The organism is Rathayibacter sp. AY1C6 (assembly GCF_002931535.1).
Lineage (GTDB): Bacteria > Actinomycetota > Actinomycetes > Actinomycetales > Microbacteriaceae > Rathayibacter.
In genome coordinates, this window is the sequence record NZ_PSWC01000002.1 from 216,777 (window position 1) to 232,615 (window position 15,839).

Sequence of the window (15,839 nt, forward strand, 5' to 3'; positions counted from 1 at the left end):
GGAGTGCCCGTCTCCAGTGGTTCGGAGGCGGCGGGCCGCCGGTTCGGGGCTGGCGCCGCCTCCGAGGATCGGGTAGAGCCTCAGTCCAGCTCGGTCGGGCGCGTCGGCTCGGCCAGCAGGGCGCGCGCCGCCATCCCGATCACCGCGCTGTAGGTGGGGTAGGCGAAGCGGACGTTCGCGAGGGTCGCGAGGTCGACTCCGGCCGCCATCGCCGTGGTCACCGACTGCACGACCTCGATCGCGTTCTCGCCGACCGCGTGCGCACCGAGCAGCAGCTCGCGGCGCCGGTCGGCGATCAGCGTGAGGAACCCGTTCTCGCGGTCGTCGATGACGGCGCGGTCCAGGTGCGAGAACGGCACCGAGGCGACGACGCACTGCGGGTCGCGCTCGCGGGCCTGCTCCTGCGTGAAGCCGACGCCCGCGTAGTCAGGGTCCGTGAATCCGCCCGCGGGCAGGAGGAACTGGGGCGTGCGCCGGTTCGCGCCGAGCACCGCGTTCTCGGCGGCGGCCTCCGCCTCGAACTGCGCCGCCTGGACGAGCATGTCGCGCCCGTTCGCGTCGCCGACCGCGAAGATGTGCGGCACGACGGTGCGGAAGTACTGGTCGGCGGGGATCGCCGAGCGGACGACCTCGATGCCCGCGTTCTCGAGTCCGAGGTCGTCGACGTCGGCGGGCCAGCCGGTGGCCATGATCACCACGTCGACCTCGGCCGTCCGGTCCTCGCCGCCCTCGCGCCACGCGATCGCGAGCGAGCCGTCGTCCTGCCGCTCGATGCCCGACACCGTCTCGATCCCTGTGCGGACGCGGACGCCCTGGCGCTCGAAGGCGGCGCCGACGTGCTCGGAGATGCTGGAGTCGGAGGTCATCAGGATCCGCGGGGCGACGTCGAGGAGCGTCACCTCCGAGCCGAAGGCGTTGAAGACGGTGACGAGCTGGGCGCCCGTGTTGCCGCCGCCGATCACGGCGACGCGGCGCGGCAGCTGGGTCAGCCCGAGCACGTCCTCCGGCACGGTCGCGAGCTCGGCGCCCGGGATCGGCAGCCGCCGCGAGTGCCCGCCGACGCAGACCATGATCGAGCGCGCGCGGATCCGCCGCCCGCTGTCGAGCACGAGGGTGCTCTCGTCGACGAAACGGGCGCGGCCCTCGTGGATCAGGTCGACCCCCGCCTCCTCGAACCGCTGCGCCTCGCGCTTGATCGAGCGCACCAGGTCGACGCGCTCGTGCACGTGGCGCACGGTCGCGGCCCAGTCGAGGACGGGAGTGCCGATCTCGATCCCGTAGTCGCCGGCGGAGCGGGTCTCGCGCATCATCCGCGCCGTCTTCGCCAGGACGCGGGTGGGCACGCATCCGGTGTTGACGCAGGTGCCGCCGACGCGCGCGGCCTCGAGCACGACGACGCGCGCTCCCAGCTCCGCGGCGCGGAGGGCGGCGGCCGTCCCCGCGGGTCCTGCGCCGATGACGGCGACGTCGTACTCGGCCTGCTCGGGAGTGCTGTCGGGCACGGGGACCTCCGGTTCTGGGTGTGCTCCGATCCTGCCGCTCCGCGCCCGGCAGCACCCGGCCTTGACAGCCCGCCCGCGGACCGGCGTCGCAGGCGTCCCGACGCTGAACATCGGCCGAGGACGGTTGCCCGGCGGGCGCCCGGCACGGTGGGATGATCGGGTGGGCTGCGGCGGGGGACTCGAGCGGAAGGCGCTCCGGTGAGCGCCCGCACCTTCGGGGTGGAGGAGGAGTACCTCCTCGTCGACGCCGGTACGTTCCTCCCGACGCCCGCGGCGCCGCTGCTGCTCGGCTCCGTGCGCGGCTCCGTGGCGGTCGCCCTCGCCGCCGAGCTCAAGGCGGAGCAGATCGAGGCGGTCGGCGCTCCCGCCCGCACGCACGACGCGCTGCTGGCCGGGCTCCGCGAGGGCCGCCGCCTGGCCGACGACGCCGCCCGCGAGGTCGGCGCCCGCGCCGTCGCGGTCGCGACCAGCCCCGCCGCGTTCGAGCCGCACCTCTCGGCCGACGAGCGCTACGACCGGATGGCCGAGCGCTTCGGCCTCGTCGCCCGCGAGCAGTTCACCTGCGGCCTGCACGTCCATGTCGGGATCGGGTCGCCGGAGGAGGGGATCGCGGTCCTCGACCGGTTGCGCGGCTGGCTGCCCGCCCTCCTCGCCCTGAGCACCAACTCCCCGCTGAGCGCCGGCGTCGACACCGGCTTCGCCAGCTGGCGCTACCAGTCGTGGGGGCGCTGGCCCACCGCCGGCCCGGTCGGGATCTGGGGCGACCTCGAGCAGTACCGGAGCGTCGTCGCCTCCCTCACCTCCTGCGGCGTGCTGCTGGACGAGGGCATGCTCTACTTCGACGCCCGTCTCTCCCGCGCGCACCCGACCGTCGAGGTGCGCATCGCCGACGTCCCGCTGCACGCGGAGGACTCGGCGCTGATCGCCGTCCTGATCCGGGCAATCGCCGAGACGGCCGTGCGCGACGCGGGCGCCGGGGTCCCGCCCGTGCCGCTGCCGACTCCGGTGATCGCCGTCTCCTCCTGGCTGGCGAGCCGCCACGGCACGACCGGCGACCTCATCGATCCGGTCGACGGCTGCCCGGCCCCCGCCTCCGCGGTGCTGGCGCGCCTGCTCGACCACGCGGGTCGGGCGCTGGCGGAGTCGGGCGACGAGGAGGTCGCGGCGTGCGGTGTCGAGCGGGTCCTGACGCGGGGCACGGGCGCCGAGCGGCAGCGCGCGGTGTGGGAGCGGACGGCGTCCGCGGCCGAGGTGATCGCGGACGCGGCGGAGGCGACGCGCGCCTAGCGGCTCGCTGGTCGCGGGCTCACGGCTCGCTGGTCGCGGGCCCGGCGGTTCAGGGCTCGCTGGTCGCGGGGTCCGGTGACCCGGACTCCACCGTTCCGGACTCCTCCGCCTCGGGCTGCGGCGGCTCCGGCACCAGCTGGTAGCCGCCCTCGATCGTCCCGTCCGGGCGGAGCAGGATCTGCGTGTACACCGGGGCGCCGCTGCGGAGCGTCGTGCCGCTGACCCGGAGGGGCTCCCCGGCGAAGAACGCCTCCGAGCCGGTGCACCCGGCGAAGAAGGACGCGTCCGGGCGCTGCACGGCGAGGCACACCGTGGTGCCGTTCGGCTCGGTGATCAGCAGGCGGTCGTTCTCGGCGGCGTCGAACCCGGAGCCGTAGACCGTGGCCTCCCCGGCGAGCAGAGCGAGGCCCGGCGGGACGTCGGTGGTCGGCTCCCAGCCCTCGACGAGCGCGGCGAAGCGGTCGGCGGGATCCGCGGAGGCGGTCGGCGGGGCGACGGGGTCCGCGGGCGGAGGGAGGAGGAGCGCGGTGGGGACGATCGCGCCGACCGCGGCTCCGCCGACGATCGCGGCAGCGAGCACGAGGCGGCGGCGGCGCGGGTGCGGCGTCCGCGGGGCCGGCCCGTCGGGGTGCTCGGCGGGCGACTCCGCAGTCTCGGAGCCGACGGTCGCCGACAGCGGAAGTGCGGCCGCCGGCAGGGGGGCACGCGAGTCGGTCGCCGTCCCGGGATGCGCCGCGCCCGGCTGCGCTCCGGACGGCGCGGCGCCGGTCTGAGCGCCGGATCCCGTCACTCCGGGAGGAGCGTCCTCCGCCTCCAGCTCGCCGAGCCGTCGCAGCGCCTCGCGCCGCTCGTCCCGGTCGGCGCCGTCGTCGCGGGGTCGGGCCGACAGGATCCGCTCGAGATCCCTGCGCTCATCGTCCTCGGCCTGCACTCCGTCAGTATGGCGGCGCCGGACACGGGAACGGCCCGCGACCCCCGGGACTCCGCCTTCTCAGCGGTGTCCCGGTGGCCGCGGGCCGTTCCCGTGCGGGCGTCAGCCCGACGGGTTCTCGACCGGGTCGCCCTCGGGGTCGGTGGCCGTCTCGGGGTCGACGTGCTCGGGGTCGGTGGTCTGCGGGTCCTCGGGAGTGTTCTTCTCGGTCATCGGATGCTCCTTGTCGCCGGATGCGGAACGTGCGGACAGGTTCCACGCTACGGCGGGAGCTCCGTGGAGCGCGCCCGGTCGACTCCGCCGCCCGGTGTCCGGAACCGAGGTCAGGAGCGGCGGATCCGCCCGAGCGGCCCGTCACGCTGCTTCCGGCCTCGGCTCCGGACGCCGCTCGCCTCAGCCGGCCACTTCACCCGTGGCAGCCGTGGGCGTCCACCGCAAGGCCTGGCAGCGCTCTGTCGCGATTCGTACGCTGAACCCATCGAGCCGAGGAGCAGCAGCGCCACATGATCCGCACCACCGTCACCATCGAGGGCAAGACCTACGGGCTGTCCCAGGGGACCGACGTCGCCGAGCTGAAGCGGTCGGCGACCGAGGCGACGCAGGCCGGAGGAGGCCTCGTCGACTTCGTGATCGTGGGCAACCGCCAGGTCAGCGTCCTGATCTCGACGGGTGTTCCGGTGATCTTCGAGGAGCTCGAGGTGCCGGACGACGACCGCGACACCGGTGACGTCCACCAGCCGTGGGACGACATCGACTACCTCGACTGACCCCGTCCTCCCGGTCGCGCCGAGTCGCGGCCGGGTCCCAGACGCCTGAGGGGCGCCGCCGGCTGGACCCGGCGTCTCTCGGGCACCTCGTGCCGCGCTACTCCGCGGACTCGCTCTCGGTCAGCTCGCCCTCGACCAGCGTGCGGGCGGCCGAGGCGAGGGCCGAGCGGATGCGCTCCGCCGGCTCCTGCAGCATCGCCGCGATCGCGTCGACGTCGTGGCCGCCGGTGTGCCGGAGCAGCCAGGCCTGGCGCTCGAGCGTCGGCAGGGCGTGCAGGCGGCGGTGGAAGCCCGAGCGCAGCAGGTCGTCCTCGCGGATCGCCGCGGGGGCCTGCTCGGCGCGCTCCATCGCGGAGCCGCCGCGCTGCACGCTCGCGCGCCCGACCTCGGAGCGCATCAGGTCGAGGGCGCCCGTGTCGTCGAGTCCCTGCGGCCGTCCGCTGCGGACGGTGACCGCCGCGTGGCGGAGGGCGGCGCTCGCCGCGGAGTCCGACAGCGTGAGGCGGTAGGCGTACGCGTAGAGGCCGAAGGCGCGGTTCTCGAGGGCGCGGCCGGCGAGCAGCTCGCCCTGCTGCTGCGACTGCGTCATGCCGACGGCGGCGACGGGTCTGTCGTAGGTGGTCACGGTGACTCCTCGGCTCCGCGCGCTCCCGGTCGGGAAACGCGTCGGAGGCGATGCTAGGGAGTCGAGAACGATCGTTCTACCCTTGACATTTCAGAATCTTTTTCGATGCATGCGCATGGAAGCGCTTTCCCGACAACCGTCCTGGAAAGTGGAAGCGCTCTCACTCCCGCGCCGAGAGGATGCAGAACTCGTTGCCCTCCGGGTCGGCGAGCACGACCCAGGACTGCTCGCCCTGCCCGACGTCGGACCGTGTCGCCCCCAGGCCGACCAGCCGCGCGACCTCCGCCTCCTGGTCGTCCGGCACGAAATCCAGGTGCAGGCGGTTCTTCACGGTCTTGCGCTCGGGTACGTCGAGGAAGAGGAGGCTCGGCCCGCGGCCCGATGGGGCGAGCAGCTCGATGCCGTCCTCGTCCTCGTCCACGACGTCCCAGCCGAGCGCCTCCTGCCACCAGTGCCCGAGGGTCCGGAAGTCGGTGCAGTCGACGATGATCTCTTCGAGTCGGAGGGCCATGCACCGACGCTAATCGGCGCGGGGCGTGTCGGGGAAGTGCGTCCGGCGGGTCCGCGCGGCGCCGCGGCTCCGTCCGGCCGTGTCGTCCGCGGGGACGGGTGCCCGTGCCGCTTCGGCACGAGCGCTGGCGGCCGGAGCGGCGGCGCGGCATCCTCGACGCGGGTGCCCCTGCGCCCGGGGACGAGGAGCAGCATGAGCACCGCACGCGAGCAGTGGGAGGCGCGCTACGCCGACTCCGATCGGATCTGGTCGGGCCGCCCGAACGCGACGCTGGTCGGGCTGGTCGGCTCGCTGCCGCCGGGCCGCGCCCTCGACCTCGGCGCCGGCGAGGGGGCGGACGCGCTGTGGCTGGCGTCTCTCGGCTGGCGCGTCACCGGGCTCGACCTCTCCGAGACGGCGCTGGGCCGGGCGCGCGCGGCCGCGGCCGAGCGGGGCGCCGACGTGGACTTCGTGCAGGCCGACCTCGCCGAGGACTGGCCGGTCGTGGGGGAGTTCGATCTGGTGACGGCGAGCTTCCTGCACTCGATGGCCGAGTTCTCGCGGATCGACGTGCTGCGGCGGGCGGCCTCCGTCGTCGCTCCCGGCGGCCGCCTCGCCGTCGTCTCGCACGCCGCGCCCCCGCCGTGGGCGAGCGGCGACGACCACCGCCACGGAGCGATGCACCTCGTCGGCCCCGAGGAGGAGCTCGCCGAGCTGGCACTCGACCCCGCCGAGTGGACCGCGGAGCTCGTCGAGACGAGGGAGCGCGCCGTGACCGCTCCCGACGGCACGGCCGCCGTGCTCGTGGACGGCGTGCTGCTCCTGCAGAGACGCGGCTGAGCAGGCGCCGCTCGAGGACCCGCGGCCGGGCTAGCGTGGTCCGCGACCCCGACCCCGCAGGAGGCGCCGATGCCGTTCGATCCGTACCTCGCCGCCCGGCTGCCTCTCCTGGCCGGCCTCGCGTATCCGCTCGACGCCGAGCAGGCCGCCCGCATGGCCGCGTTCGAGGAGGATCCGGGGCCCTGGTCGCTGCCCGAGGGGATCGACGTCGTCACGGAGACCGCGTCCGGCCCGCACGGACCGGTCCCGCTGCGCGTGTACTCGCCCGCCGCGCCCGAACGCGCTCTGCTCTGGGTGCACGGAGGAGGATTCGCCGCCGGCAGCGTCGACATGCGCGAGTCGCACGTCGTCGCGGCGGAGCTCGCGCACCGGGCGCGGGCCCGGGTCGTCTCCGTCGACTACCGGCTCGCCGGCTCCGACGTCCGCTACCCCGTCCCGCTCGACGACGTGCACGCCGCCTGGCGGCACCTCCGCAGCACGGAGTCCGGATCCACGCCCGTCGCGATCGGCGGCGCGAGCGCGGGAGCGGCCCTGGCCCTCGGCGCGGTCCTCCGCGAGCGCGACGTCGGTGCGCGGCTGCCGGAGCACGTGCTCCTGGCCTACCCCTTCGCCCACTTCCCCAACCCCGCCGTCGACGACGCGATCGCGGCCGAGCTGCGTGAGCTGCCGCCCGTCCTCCGCTTTCCTCCGTCGAGCATCGAGGGCATGGTGCGCACCTACCTCGGGCGGATCTCCGACCTCCCCGTCGAGGCGCTGCCCGGCTCCGCGCCGCTGGCGGGTCTGCCTCCGGTCACGGTCCTCGTGAACGAGTACGACGAGCTGCGGGGGTCGGCCGAGCTGCTCCTGCGCCAGATCGCGGAGGCGGGCGTCGCCGTGACCGGGCACCTGGCCGCCGGCATGCCCCACGGGCACCTCAACCGGACGCCGGCGCTGCCCGAGGTCGACCGCTCGCTGCATCTCTTCGCGGCTCAGCTGCGCGCGATGGGCTGAGGCGCTCTGCCCCGTCCCGTCCCGCTCTGCCCCGCTCAGCTCAGGCGCGGTCCGCACCGTCCCGCTCAGGCGCGGTCGTGCAGGGTGACGTGGTAGCCGTCCGGGTCGGCGAGGGTGAAGGTGCGCCCGAACGGGCCGTCGATCGGAGCCGCGACGACGGTGTGCCCGTCGGCGACGAGCGCGTCGTGGATCTCCTGCACGCCGGTCGCGTGCAGCCAGATCGCGGCGCCCACACCGGGGCGGGAGGCGGAGTCGAGGTCGGTGCCGGGCGCGAGGTCGCGCAGGGCGAAGGCGATCGGAGTCGTCGCGAAGACGACGGCGTGCGGCGGGCCGGCGGGCGAGCGGACCAGGCCGAGGTACTGCTCGTAGAACGCCTGGGACGCCGCGAGGTCGCGGACCTGGAGCGAGACGAAGTCGGGGCCGGTGACGGGCATGGGGTTCCTCCTCGGTTGTGTCAGATTTCTGACACACAGGAGCGTATGTCAGAATACTGACATGAGTCAAGACGGCATCGACCTCGAGACCTCGCTCGGCTACCTCCTCAAGGAGGCGTCGAGCGCCCTGCGCGCGGCGATGGAGGCCGTGCTGCGCCCGCTCGGGATGACGGTCACCCACTACTCCTGCCTCGAGCTCCTCGCCCAGCGGCCGGGCCTCTCGAACTCGGAGCTCGCGCGGGGCGCCTTCGTCACCCGGCAGTCGATGAACGTCCTGCTGCAGACTCTGGAGCGCGACGGCGTCGTCACCCGCCCCGACGCGGCTCCCGTCGGCAAGGCGCTCCCCGCCCGACTCACCGAGCGCGGACGCCGGAGCCTCGCCGAGGCGTCCGCCGCCGTCCGCGGGGTGGAGCTGCGGATGCTGGAGGGGCTCGCGGAGGAGGAGCGGCAGGCGGCGGCGCGCCTGCTCCGCGGGATGATCCGGTCGCTGCGGGTGGACGACCGCACTTGAGGGGGCCGGCGATACGGCGTACGGGATCTTTGTCGGCGTGTTCGCGGGCGCTCTGGTGTTCCCGATCGTTCGCGGCGATGATCAGCCAGGACACAGGTGTCAGCAGAGACATTCGGAGCACCCCCTTGAGTGCGGATAACGCTTGAACGGCGCACGCGAGAACCGCCGAGGTCTCTCCCTCTTCGTCACCGTCTCGAACGAGCCGTCCGCCGACACTCTCGCGCTCGCTGCTTCCTGCCCGCGAAGGATGCGGTGGGCGCACGGGCGTCTTCGACCGCTTGTTCGATACTGATCGCCTGGGGACGGCTGCTCTCACTAGAGTCGTGGCGTGGGACGCGAGCTGCAGCTGGGTGAGGCTCTTGCGCGGGTGGAGGCTCTCGGATCGTCGCTGGTGCGGCTCACCAGTGAGCAGGCCGTCAGGGCTGAGATCCAGTCGACCGCTCAAGAACTCTGGTCACAGCTCGCCCCTCGCGATCGTGCCGCGCATCGGAAACTCGGCGCGAGGGTACTGGTAGAAGCGGCGGTCGCGTCCTGGAAGACGAACAGTCGACTCGTGGCGCTGTCGTTGCTCCGGCAACCGGTGCGTCAAGGTCCGCCTCCGCTCAGTTTCGTGGGGATGTCGGATTCCGAGGCGAGGAGTCACCTCGGGGAGCGTCACCGCGAGAAGGAGCGATCTGCCGAGGTTGTTCCGCGACCGCCCAAGCTCTTGATCATGTCCGCTGGGGAGAAACTGGCCTTCGGCTCGTTGGTCGAACCCACGACCCCGCCGAGGTCGGATGGACCGGTCTGGCACCGCGGTCCGGACTCAGGACCCGGCGGCAACTACGGCTATCCGCGGAGTCTGGCAGCATCCACGAACCAGGACCGGCCTTGGAGAGAGGCTGAGCGGGAGGTCTGGCGCTGGCTGATCCGCCAAGGCGTTGCACGTGCCCGGTTGGGACGCGGATCCAGGGACGGAGGGATCGATATCGAGTCCGTCGATCTCATCGTGCAGGTGAAGTATCAGACGCGACCGATTTCCGAACCCGCGGTGCGAGATCTGTGCGGCGCATCGATGATCGATCAGAAAAAACCAGTCATTGTTTCCAAGTCCGGCTTCACCAGGTCTGCTTTCGCGTTTGCAGATCGGTCGGGAACCGCACTCTTCCGCTACGAGCCGGATTCACCCGAACCGATGAATGCCCATGCGAAGACCCTTCTGATCCGTCTAGGTGAGAGAGCTGTGCAGTGATGGTCGCTGAGTTCGCGAGGCACGGCTGTCCAAGGTTCTCCGGATCTCCGGGCTGATGCGTCCTGAGGCCGCGCTGTTCCGCCCTCTGTAGGAACGAGGGCCGCCCGCTCGCCGGTACGGTCGCGCTCATTGCAGCAGGAGGAGCGGTGCGCCCGCTCGACGTCGGGATCGTCGGCGGCTCGATCGGCGGACTGTTCGCCGCGGCCCTGCTCGTCCGCGACGGGCACCGCGTGACGGTCCTCGAGCGGTCGGCGACGGGCCTGTCGCGGCGGGGTGCCGGGCTGGTGGCCCAGCAGGACCTGATCGACCTCCTGCACGCGATCGGCCGCGACGACGAGGCGCGGGTCGGCGTCGTCGCGCACGAGCGGATCACCCTCGACCGCTCCGGGCGCGTGATCGGCCGCGACCCCTCCCCGCAGACGCAGGTGTCGTGGGACCACCTCTACGACTCGCTCCGCTCGCGGATCCCCGCCGACCGCTACCTCCTCGGTCACGCCGTCGCCGGGGTGCGCCCCTCGACCGGGACGGACCCGGTCGTCGTCGAGCTGTGCGACGGGAGCGGCGTGGAGTTCGACGTCGTCATCGGAGCCGACGGCCTCGGATCCGTCGTGCGCGCGGCGGTCGCGCCCGAGGCGCCGGGGAACCGCTACGCCGGCTACTCGACCTGGCGCGGGCTGATCCCGGGGTCGGCGCTCCCCGCCGAGGCCGCGGCGACTCTCCTCGGGCGTTTCGCCTTCTACACCGCGCCCGGCGAGCACATCCTCGGCTACCTCGTCCCCGGACCCGCCGGCGAGGTGGAGCCCGGCCGCCGACGCTACAACTGGGTCTGGTACCGGCCCCTCTCCGAGGACGCCCTCCGCGGAGTGATGACGGCGTCCGGCCGTCCGCCGGAGAGCGTGTCCCTCGCGCCCGGCGACCTCGCTCCCGATCTCCGCCGCCGGCTCGAGGAGGACGCGGTCGACCGCCTGCCGCCGCCCTTCGCGGCTGCCGTCCTCGCCGAGCCGCAGCCCTTCCTGCAGGCGATCGTCGACTACGTCCCGCCGCGGACGGTGCGCGGCCGGGTCGCCCTCCTCGGTGACGCCGCCGTGATGGTGCGGCCGCACACGGCCATGGGCGCGGCCAAGGCGGCGGGCGACGCGCTGGCCCTCGCCGCCTCCCTCGCGCGGCACCCGGTCGACGAGGCGCTCGAGCGCTACGAGGCCGAGCGGCTCCCCGTCGGCCGCGCCATCGCCGAGTACGGCAGGCGCCTGGGCCGCTCGATCCCGCTGCTGTCCGAGTGACCGCAGTACCGCGCTCCTGATCGATCCCGGACGCCCGCAGTGACCACCGCCTTCCCGGTGACGAGGCGCCACTGCGAAAGAGTGCGATCGGGAGCGAAGAAGAGGTCTCCGCTGGAAGTCCTCAGCTGAGCCGAGGTCCGTGCCCGTCACGAGTTCATCCGCCGCCCCCGCCTGGCCGCTCCCCGCCGTCCGCCGCGCGTCCCTTGCTCCTCGACCGCGGAGACGGCACCCTCGGGTGACGGCCCACGGCGAAGGAGACGCATGGACGACGACGGACTCCTGGCTGCGCTGCTGCGGGGACGGCCGGCGACGCTGGCCGACGCGGCGGAGCTGACCCACATCGACGAGGCCGAGGTCGCCGCGGCGATCGAGCGGCTCCGCGGCCGGGGGCTCATGGGCGGCGAGGGCGAGCAGCTCGACTTCCCGGCGCCGATGGAGTGGGCGGCCGCGGCCATCGCCCGGCACACGGAGTCGGCGCGGCGGGCGGGAAGGGAGTCGCTGGACGGGATCGAGCGCGTCGTCGCCGGCCTGCCGATGCTGCTAGGCGCCTGGCGGGTCGGCGAGGACGCGACGGATCCGGTGCCGACCCTCCTCCGTCACGGGCCGCACGCGTCCGAGGACCTCTGGTTCGACCTCGTCCGCCGCGACTCCGGCTCGCTCGTGGCGGTGCTCCCGAACGTGGAGCGGTTCCTCGATCCGCCGACGGAGCGGGCGATCCGCTTCGGGCACGCGCTCGCGGCGAAGGACCGGGTGCGCGTCATCATGCCGGCCGCCGGCGCGCGCGACCCGCGGGTGCTCGCCCGGGTGGAGGCGTACCAGGCGGCGGGCGTCGAGTACCGGCTCCTCGAGAGCCCGCCGAGCTGGTTCTGGGTCGACGGCGACCACCTCGCCGTCCCGTTCGAGCGGGGCGAGACGAAGCCGACCAGCGTGCTCGGCGTGCGCCATGCGGCGCTGGCGGGGCTGGTCGAGTCGTACTTCGAGGTCCTGTGGCGGCAGGCCGCTCCGATCGGCGCCGTCGACCAGAGCTGGCTGCCGCTGCTCCGGCTGATGCGCCAGGGCGTCACGCTCGAGACCGCGTCGCACCGGCTCGGCATGAATCCGCGGACCGGCCGCCGCCGCGTGGCCGCCGCGATGGAGCACTACGGAGTGGCGACGCTCTTCGCGCTCGGCACGGCGTGGGCGGCGGACTCGCGCACCCGCGACGGCGACGCCGGTGCCGGAGAGCCGGTGCTCGACGATCCGGAGGCGCTCGAGCCGGGAGTGCTGGACGACGGCGAGATCGACCTCGCCGAGACGGTGCCGCGCGATTGAGCTCCCGCGGGACCGAGCCGTGCGGCCGACCCCTCGACGCCTTCGGGTGGCCCTGAGGAGTCGGCCGATGCGCCCGCCCGGGCACCCCTCCAGTGTCCGGACGTGACCACGGCGGGGACAAGAGCCTGTAGCGGACACGTCCGGAAGAGGACACCGCACCCGGGAGCGGATCGCCGGCGCTCCCGCTCCGGGGCGGGCGCGTGCCAGGCTTGCCGCATGGATCTCGAGGTGCGGCCGGGGCTCGTCGTCCCCGCATCGGAGCTGCAGTGGCGGTTCTCGCGCTCCTCCGGGCCCGGCGGGCAGCACGTGAACACCTCCGACAGCCGCGTGCAGCTCACCTGGAGCGTCGAGGAGTCGACGGCCCTCTCGGATGAGCAGCGCTCGCGTCTGCTCGAGCGCCTCGGGCGGCGGCTCTTCTCCGGAGCGGTCACCGTCACGGTGGCGCAGGAGCGCTCGCAGCTGCGCAACCGCGAGACGGCCCTCGAGATGCTCCGCGGGATCATCACCGCGGCCCTCGCGCCGCCCTCCGCCCCGCGGCGCCCGACCCGGCCCACGCGCGGCTCCACCCGCCGCCGGCTCGCCGCGAAGCAGCAGCGCTCCGAGACGAAGCAGCAGCGCCGGCGGCCGCCCGGCGACTGAGCGGAGCCGGGGGTCCGTCCGGCGGGTGCGCCAGGCCGCGGTGCCCCGATCGCGCCGGACCCGGCTCAGGGAGTGAAGAACGCCTCGATCGCCGCGGTCAGGGCGACCAGGTCGTCCACGTGGGCGAGCTCGCGCGCCGAGTGCATCGAGAGCAGCGGCACTCCCACGTCGACCGTGGAGATGCCGAGCCGGGTCGCGGTCAGCGGGCCGATCGTGGATCCGCACGGCACCGAGTTGTTCGAGACGAACTCCTGGTACCCGACCCCGGCGCGCTCGCAGACGCCCGCCCACAGCGCCGCACCGCGCGCATCCGTCGCGTAGCGCTGCGTCGCGTTGATCTTGAGCAGCGGCCCCTTCCCGGCGACCGGCTGGTTCGACGGGTCGTGCTTCTCGGAGTAGTTGGGGTGCACGGAGTGGCCGGCGTCGGCCGAGAGGCACCAGGAGGCGGCGATCGCCCGGGCGCGCTCGTCGACACCGGCGCCGAGGGCCGTGCCGATGCGCGAGAGGACGTCCTCGAGGAACGGCCCGCTCGCTCCGGACCGGCTCGCCGAGCCGAGCTCCTCGTGGTCGAAGGCGGCGAGCACGCTGATGTGCGCGGGCGGCGCCGCTAGATCGGCGCTCGCCGCGAGGAGCGCGACGAGGCCGGCATGCACGGAGCTGAGGTCGTCCATCCGCCCGGCGGCGAGGAACATCTCGTCGAGGCCGAAGCGGCGCGGCGCCTGCGTGTCGGCGGTGAGCAGGTCGTAGCCGGCGACGTCGGAGGCGTCGTCGAGCCCGGCGTGCGCGGCGAGCAGCTGGAGCAGGTCGACCTCGGAGGCGTCGCCGATGCCGAACACGGGGACGGTGTGCTTCTGGCGGTCGAGGGTGAGTCCCTCGTTCGCCGTGCGGTCGAGGTGGATCGCGAGCTGCGGGATCCGCAGCAGCGGGCCGGTCCGGAGCAGGCGCGTCGAGCCGTCGCGGGTGACCACGCGCCCGGCCAGCTCGAGCTCGCGGTCGAGCCAGGAGTTGAGCAGCGGGCCGCCGTAGATCTCGACGCCGGCCTGCAGCCAGCCCTTCGAACCGATCGTCGGCCGGGGCTTGAGCATGAAGCCGGGGGAGTCGGTGTGGGCGCCCAGGATGCGGAAGGGCGTGGTCGCCCCGGAGCCCTCGGGCAGGTGCCAGGCGATGATCGCGCCGTCGCGGACGACGTAGTACCGGCCGGGCCCCGCGGGCCACGCCTGCGTCTCGTCCAGCCCCGTGAATCCGGCTCCCTCGAGGCGCCGTGCCGCCTCGGCGGCCGCGTGGTACGAGGAGGGGGAGGCGGTCAGGAACTCGGCGAAGTCGGCGATGTGGTCGTCACGCGTGGTCATCCCTCCAGTGAAGCACGCGGCGCGGCCGGGACGGGGAGGGTGCCGGGGGAGCCCCTGCGGCGGCCGTCACGGCCGGGCAGGGGCGCCCCGGGGCGGAGGGTCAGCGCCGGGTCAGGTCGACGTCGGCCTCGGCGGCGATCGCCTTGATCAGCGCCGAGGCGTTCTCCCCGCCGAAGCCGGCGGCCATCGCCTCGTCGATGTAGTGGCGGGCCGTCGCGACGCCGGGGACGGGCGCGCCGACGCTCTCCGCGTAGGCCTGGATCAGCCCCGCGTCCTTCTGCATCAGCGCGAGGGCGAAGGACGGCGAGTAGTCGCCGGCGAGGACGGACGGACCGACGCCGTCGAAGATCGGCGACTTGAAGTCGGTGACGGCGAGCACCTCCAGCACCTTGTGCAGGTCGAGCCCGCCCTTCTCGGCGAGGGTGAGCGCCTGGCCGAGCGCGAGCAGCTGCGACGCGACGATCAGGTTGCCGACCAGCTTCATCCGCGCACCGGAGCCGCCGGGGCCGATGTGGTGGACGGTCTCGCTGATCGCCTCGAGCACGGGCCGCGCCTCGGCGAAGACCTCGGCGTCGCCTCCCACGACGACCCAGAGCCCGCCCGCCGCGGCCTCGCCCTTCGAGCCGAACACCGGGGCGTCCAGGAAGCGGACGCCGCGGGCGTCGAACGCCGCGCGCTCCTCGTCGCTGCCCTCGGGGCTGATCGTGGACAGGTCGACGACGATCGTCGACGGGTCGACGAGGCCGGCGAGCCCGCCCTCGGCGAGCACGACCTCGCGCACGGCCGTGTCGTCGGCGAAGCAGGAGAGGACGAAGTCCGCGCCCTCCGCCGCGTCGGCGACGGACCCGGCCGTCGCCGCTCCCGCGACCTCGGGGACCGCGCTGCGGTTCCAGACGGTGACGTCGTGCCCCGCCTTCACGAGGTTGTCCGCCATCCCGCGTCCCATGGTCCCCAGTCCGAGGAATCCGATTCTCGCCATCTCAGTGCACCTTCATCTCTGTGTCGGAGGTCGTCTCCGCGGGGAGCTCCGCCCCCTGGTCGGAATTGGCGGCCTTCCAGGACTGGAGGAACCGCAGGTAGGCGGTGGCTCCGGGGTCCTGCAGGCCGATGCTGCGGTCCTGCAGCCACGACGCACGGCCGCGGCGGGACTGCAGCTCCTTCGAGCTGATCACGCCCTGCTCGGCGGCCGCGATCGCCGCGTCGAGGGCGGCGGGGCCGGGCTCCGACGTGCGCAGCGCCTCCGCCGCGGGGAACATCGCGTCGAGGATCGTCTTGTCGCCCACCTGCGACTTGCCCCGCTGGCTGATCGACTCGGCGGCCGCGAGCGCGAAGGCGCTGACGTCGTCGGAGCCGATGGTGGCGGCGTCGCCCCAGACCCGGGAGCCGGCGAGCAGCGCGCCCGCGACGAGCGCGGCCATCGTCGACGGGTTCGCATTGGCGAAGGCCTTGGCGCAGGCGAGCACGACCTCGGTCGGCGTCGCCGTGTCCGGGAGCAGCGCGAGCGCCTCGCGGGCGGCCTTGGCGCCGAGCGACACCGTGATGCCCAGGTCGCCGTCGCCGAGCGCCTGGTCCAGGTCCCCGAGCTCGTCGGCGTGCTCGGGGAAGACGACCAGGCACTTCGCGATCGCGGAGCTGAGTTCGGTTCCGTTCAT

Annotated in this window: 17 protein-coding genes; 9 read left to right on the forward strand and 8 right to left on the reverse strand. The window is 73.9% G+C overall.

Going from position 1 to position 15,839, the window contains the following annotated elements:
• Positions 1–80 precede the first annotated feature (80 nt).
• Positions 81–1,502, reverse strand: a complete 1,422-nt coding sequence (locus tag C5D36_RS02650) for an NAD(P)/FAD-dependent oxidoreductase (RefSeq protein WP_258062846.1) — start codon at positions 1,500–1,502, stop codon at positions 81–83.
• A 198-nt stretch (positions 1,503–1,700) separates the two neighbouring features.
• Between C5D36_RS02650 and C5D36_RS02655 the strand changes: the two genes are divergently transcribed.
• Complete coding sequence (locus C5D36_RS02655; RefSeq protein WP_181072744.1) at positions 1,701–2,789, forward strand: glutamate--cysteine ligase; 1,089 nt, start codon at positions 1,701–1,703, stop codon at positions 2,787–2,789.
• A gap of 49 nt (positions 2,790–2,838) precedes the next feature.
• On the opposite strand, the gene C5D36_RS02660 is transcribed toward C5D36_RS02655, so the two are convergent.
• Entirely contained in the window at positions 2,839–3,720 is an 882-nt protein-coding gene (locus C5D36_RS02660; protein ID WP_104295126.1) for a hypothetical protein, read from the reverse strand.
• A gap of 503 nt (positions 3,721–4,223) precedes the next feature.
• On the opposite strand from C5D36_RS02660, the gene C5D36_RS02665 reads away from it, so the two are divergent.
• Positions 4,224–4,487, forward strand: a complete 264-nt coding sequence (locus tag C5D36_RS02665) for a hypothetical protein (protein WP_104224053.1) — start codon at positions 4,224–4,226, stop codon at positions 4,485–4,487.
• A 97-nt stretch (positions 4,488–4,584) separates the two neighbouring features.
• On the opposite strand, the gene C5D36_RS02670 is transcribed toward C5D36_RS02665, so the two are convergent.
• Positions 4,585–5,112, reverse strand: coding sequence for a hypothetical protein (locus tag C5D36_RS02670; protein WP_104295127.1), 528 nt, complete (start codon positions 5,110–5,112; stop codon positions 4,585–4,587).
• A 160-nt stretch (positions 5,113–5,272) separates the two neighbouring features.
• On the reverse strand, positions 5,273–5,623 hold the full coding sequence (locus C5D36_RS02675) for a VOC family protein (protein WP_104224051.1): 351 nt from the start codon (positions 5,621–5,623) through the stop codon (positions 5,273–5,275).
• A 192-nt stretch (positions 5,624–5,815) separates the two neighbouring features.
• Here C5D36_RS02675 and C5D36_RS02680 point away from each other — a divergent pair, with 192 nt between their 5' ends.
• On the forward strand, positions 5,816–6,442 hold the full coding sequence (locus C5D36_RS02680) for a class I SAM-dependent methyltransferase (RefSeq protein WP_104295128.1): 627 nt from the start codon (positions 5,816–5,818) through the stop codon (positions 6,440–6,442).
• Positions 6,443–6,511: 69 nt separating this feature from the next.
• On the forward strand, positions 6,512–7,432 hold the full coding sequence (locus tag C5D36_RS02685) for an alpha/beta fold hydrolase (RefSeq protein ID WP_104295129.1): 921 nt from the start codon (positions 6,512–6,514) through the stop codon (positions 7,430–7,432).
• Between the two features lie 65 nt (positions 7,433–7,497).
• Here C5D36_RS02685 and C5D36_RS02690 read toward each other — a convergent pair whose 3' ends face one another.
• On the reverse strand, positions 7,498–7,866 hold the full coding sequence (locus C5D36_RS02690; protein ID WP_104295130.1) for a VOC family protein: 369 nt from the start codon (positions 7,864–7,866) through the stop codon (positions 7,498–7,500).
• A gap of 61 nt (positions 7,867–7,927) precedes the next feature.
• Between C5D36_RS02690 and C5D36_RS02695 the strand changes: the two genes are divergently transcribed.
• From C5D36_RS02695 to arfB, 5 genes are all read left to right on the forward strand, one after another.
• Complete coding sequence (locus tag C5D36_RS02695; RefSeq protein ID WP_104250484.1) at positions 7,928–8,377, forward strand: MarR family winged helix-turn-helix transcriptional regulator; 450 nt, start codon at positions 7,928–7,930, stop codon at positions 8,375–8,377.
• Positions 8,378–8,705: 328 nt separating this feature from the next.
• Positions 8,706–9,608, forward strand: a complete 903-nt coding sequence (locus tag C5D36_RS02700) for a restriction endonuclease (protein WP_104295131.1) — start codon at positions 8,706–8,708, stop codon at positions 9,606–9,608.
• Positions 9,609–9,754: 146 nt separating this feature from the next.
• Positions 9,755–10,888: an FAD-dependent monooxygenase gene (locus tag C5D36_RS02705; RefSeq protein ID WP_104295132.1), complete on the forward strand. Its 1,134-nt coding sequence runs from the start codon at positions 9,755–9,757 to the stop codon at positions 10,886–10,888.
• Between the two features lie 261 nt (positions 10,889–11,149).
• Positions 11,150–12,199 (forward strand): hypothetical protein, encoded by a 1,050-nt coding sequence (locus C5D36_RS02710; RefSeq protein ID WP_104295133.1) that lies wholly within the window; start codon positions 11,150–11,152, stop codon positions 12,197–12,199.
• A gap of 216 nt (positions 12,200–12,415) precedes the next feature.
• Positions 12,416–12,838, forward strand: a complete 423-nt coding sequence (gene arfB, locus C5D36_RS02715) for an alternative ribosome rescue aminoacyl-tRNA hydrolase ArfB (protein ID WP_104295134.1) — start codon at positions 12,416–12,418, stop codon at positions 12,836–12,838.
• A 65-nt stretch (positions 12,839–12,903) separates the two neighbouring features.
• Here arfB and C5D36_RS02720 read toward each other — a convergent pair whose 3' ends face one another.
• From C5D36_RS02720 to C5D36_RS02730, 3 genes are all read right to left on the reverse strand, one after another.
• Complete coding sequence (locus tag C5D36_RS02720) at positions 12,904–14,187, reverse strand: M18 family aminopeptidase (RefSeq protein WP_104295135.1); 1,284 nt, start codon at positions 14,185–14,187, stop codon at positions 12,904–12,906.
• 100 nt (positions 14,188–14,287) lie between these two features.
• Entirely contained in the window at positions 14,288–15,166 is an 879-nt protein-coding gene (locus tag C5D36_RS02725) for an NAD(P)-dependent oxidoreductase (RefSeq protein WP_104295136.1), read from the reverse strand.
• 1 nt (position 15,167) lies between these two features.
• Positions 15,168–15,839 (reverse strand): DAK2 domain-containing protein, encoded by a 672-nt coding sequence (locus C5D36_RS02730; RefSeq protein ID WP_104295137.1) that lies wholly within the window; start codon positions 15,837–15,839, stop codon positions 15,168–15,170.

Bases quoted from the DNA above. Each gene is read 5' to 3' on its own strand.
- C5D36_RS02665 (WP_104224053.1), top strand. From the start codon at position 4,224: ATGATCCGCACCACCGTCACCATCGAGGGCAAGACCTACGGGCTGTCC.
- C5D36_RS02675 (WP_104224051.1), bottom strand. From the start codon at position 5,623: ATGGCCCTCCGACTCGAAGAGATCATCGTCGACTGCACCGACTTCCGG.
- C5D36_RS02680 (WP_104295128.1), top strand. From the start codon at position 5,816: ATGAGCACCGCACGCGAGCAGTGGGAGGCGCGCTACGCCGACTCCGAT.
- C5D36_RS02685 (WP_104295129.1), top strand. From the start codon at position 6,512: ATGCCGTTCGATCCGTACCTCGCCGCCCGGCTGCCTCTCCTGGCCGGC.
- C5D36_RS02690 (WP_104295130.1), bottom strand. From the start codon at position 7,866: ATGCCCGTCACCGGCCCCGACTTCGTCTCGCTCCAGGTCCGCGACCTC.
- C5D36_RS02695 (WP_104250484.1), top strand. From the start codon at position 7,928: ATGAGTCAAGACGGCATCGACCTCGAGACCTCGCTCGGCTACCTCCTC.
- C5D36_RS02710 (WP_104295133.1), top strand. From the start codon at position 11,150: ATGGACGACGACGGACTCCTGGCTGCGCTGCTGCGGGGACGGCCGGCG.
- arfB (WP_104295134.1), top strand. From the start codon at position 12,416: ATGGATCTCGAGGTGCGGCCGGGGCTCGTCGTCCCCGCATCGGAGCTG.
- C5D36_RS02720 (WP_104295135.1), bottom strand. From the start codon at position 14,187: ATGACCACGCGTGACGACCACATCGCCGACTTCGCCGAGTTCCTGACC.
- C5D36_RS02725 (WP_104295136.1), bottom strand. From the start codon at position 15,166: ATGGCGAGAATCGGATTCCTCGGACTGGGGACCATGGGACGCGGGATG.
- C5D36_RS02730 (WP_104295137.1), bottom strand. From the start codon at position 15,839: ATGAACGGAACCGAACTCAGCTCCGCGATCGCGAAGTGCCTGGTCGTC.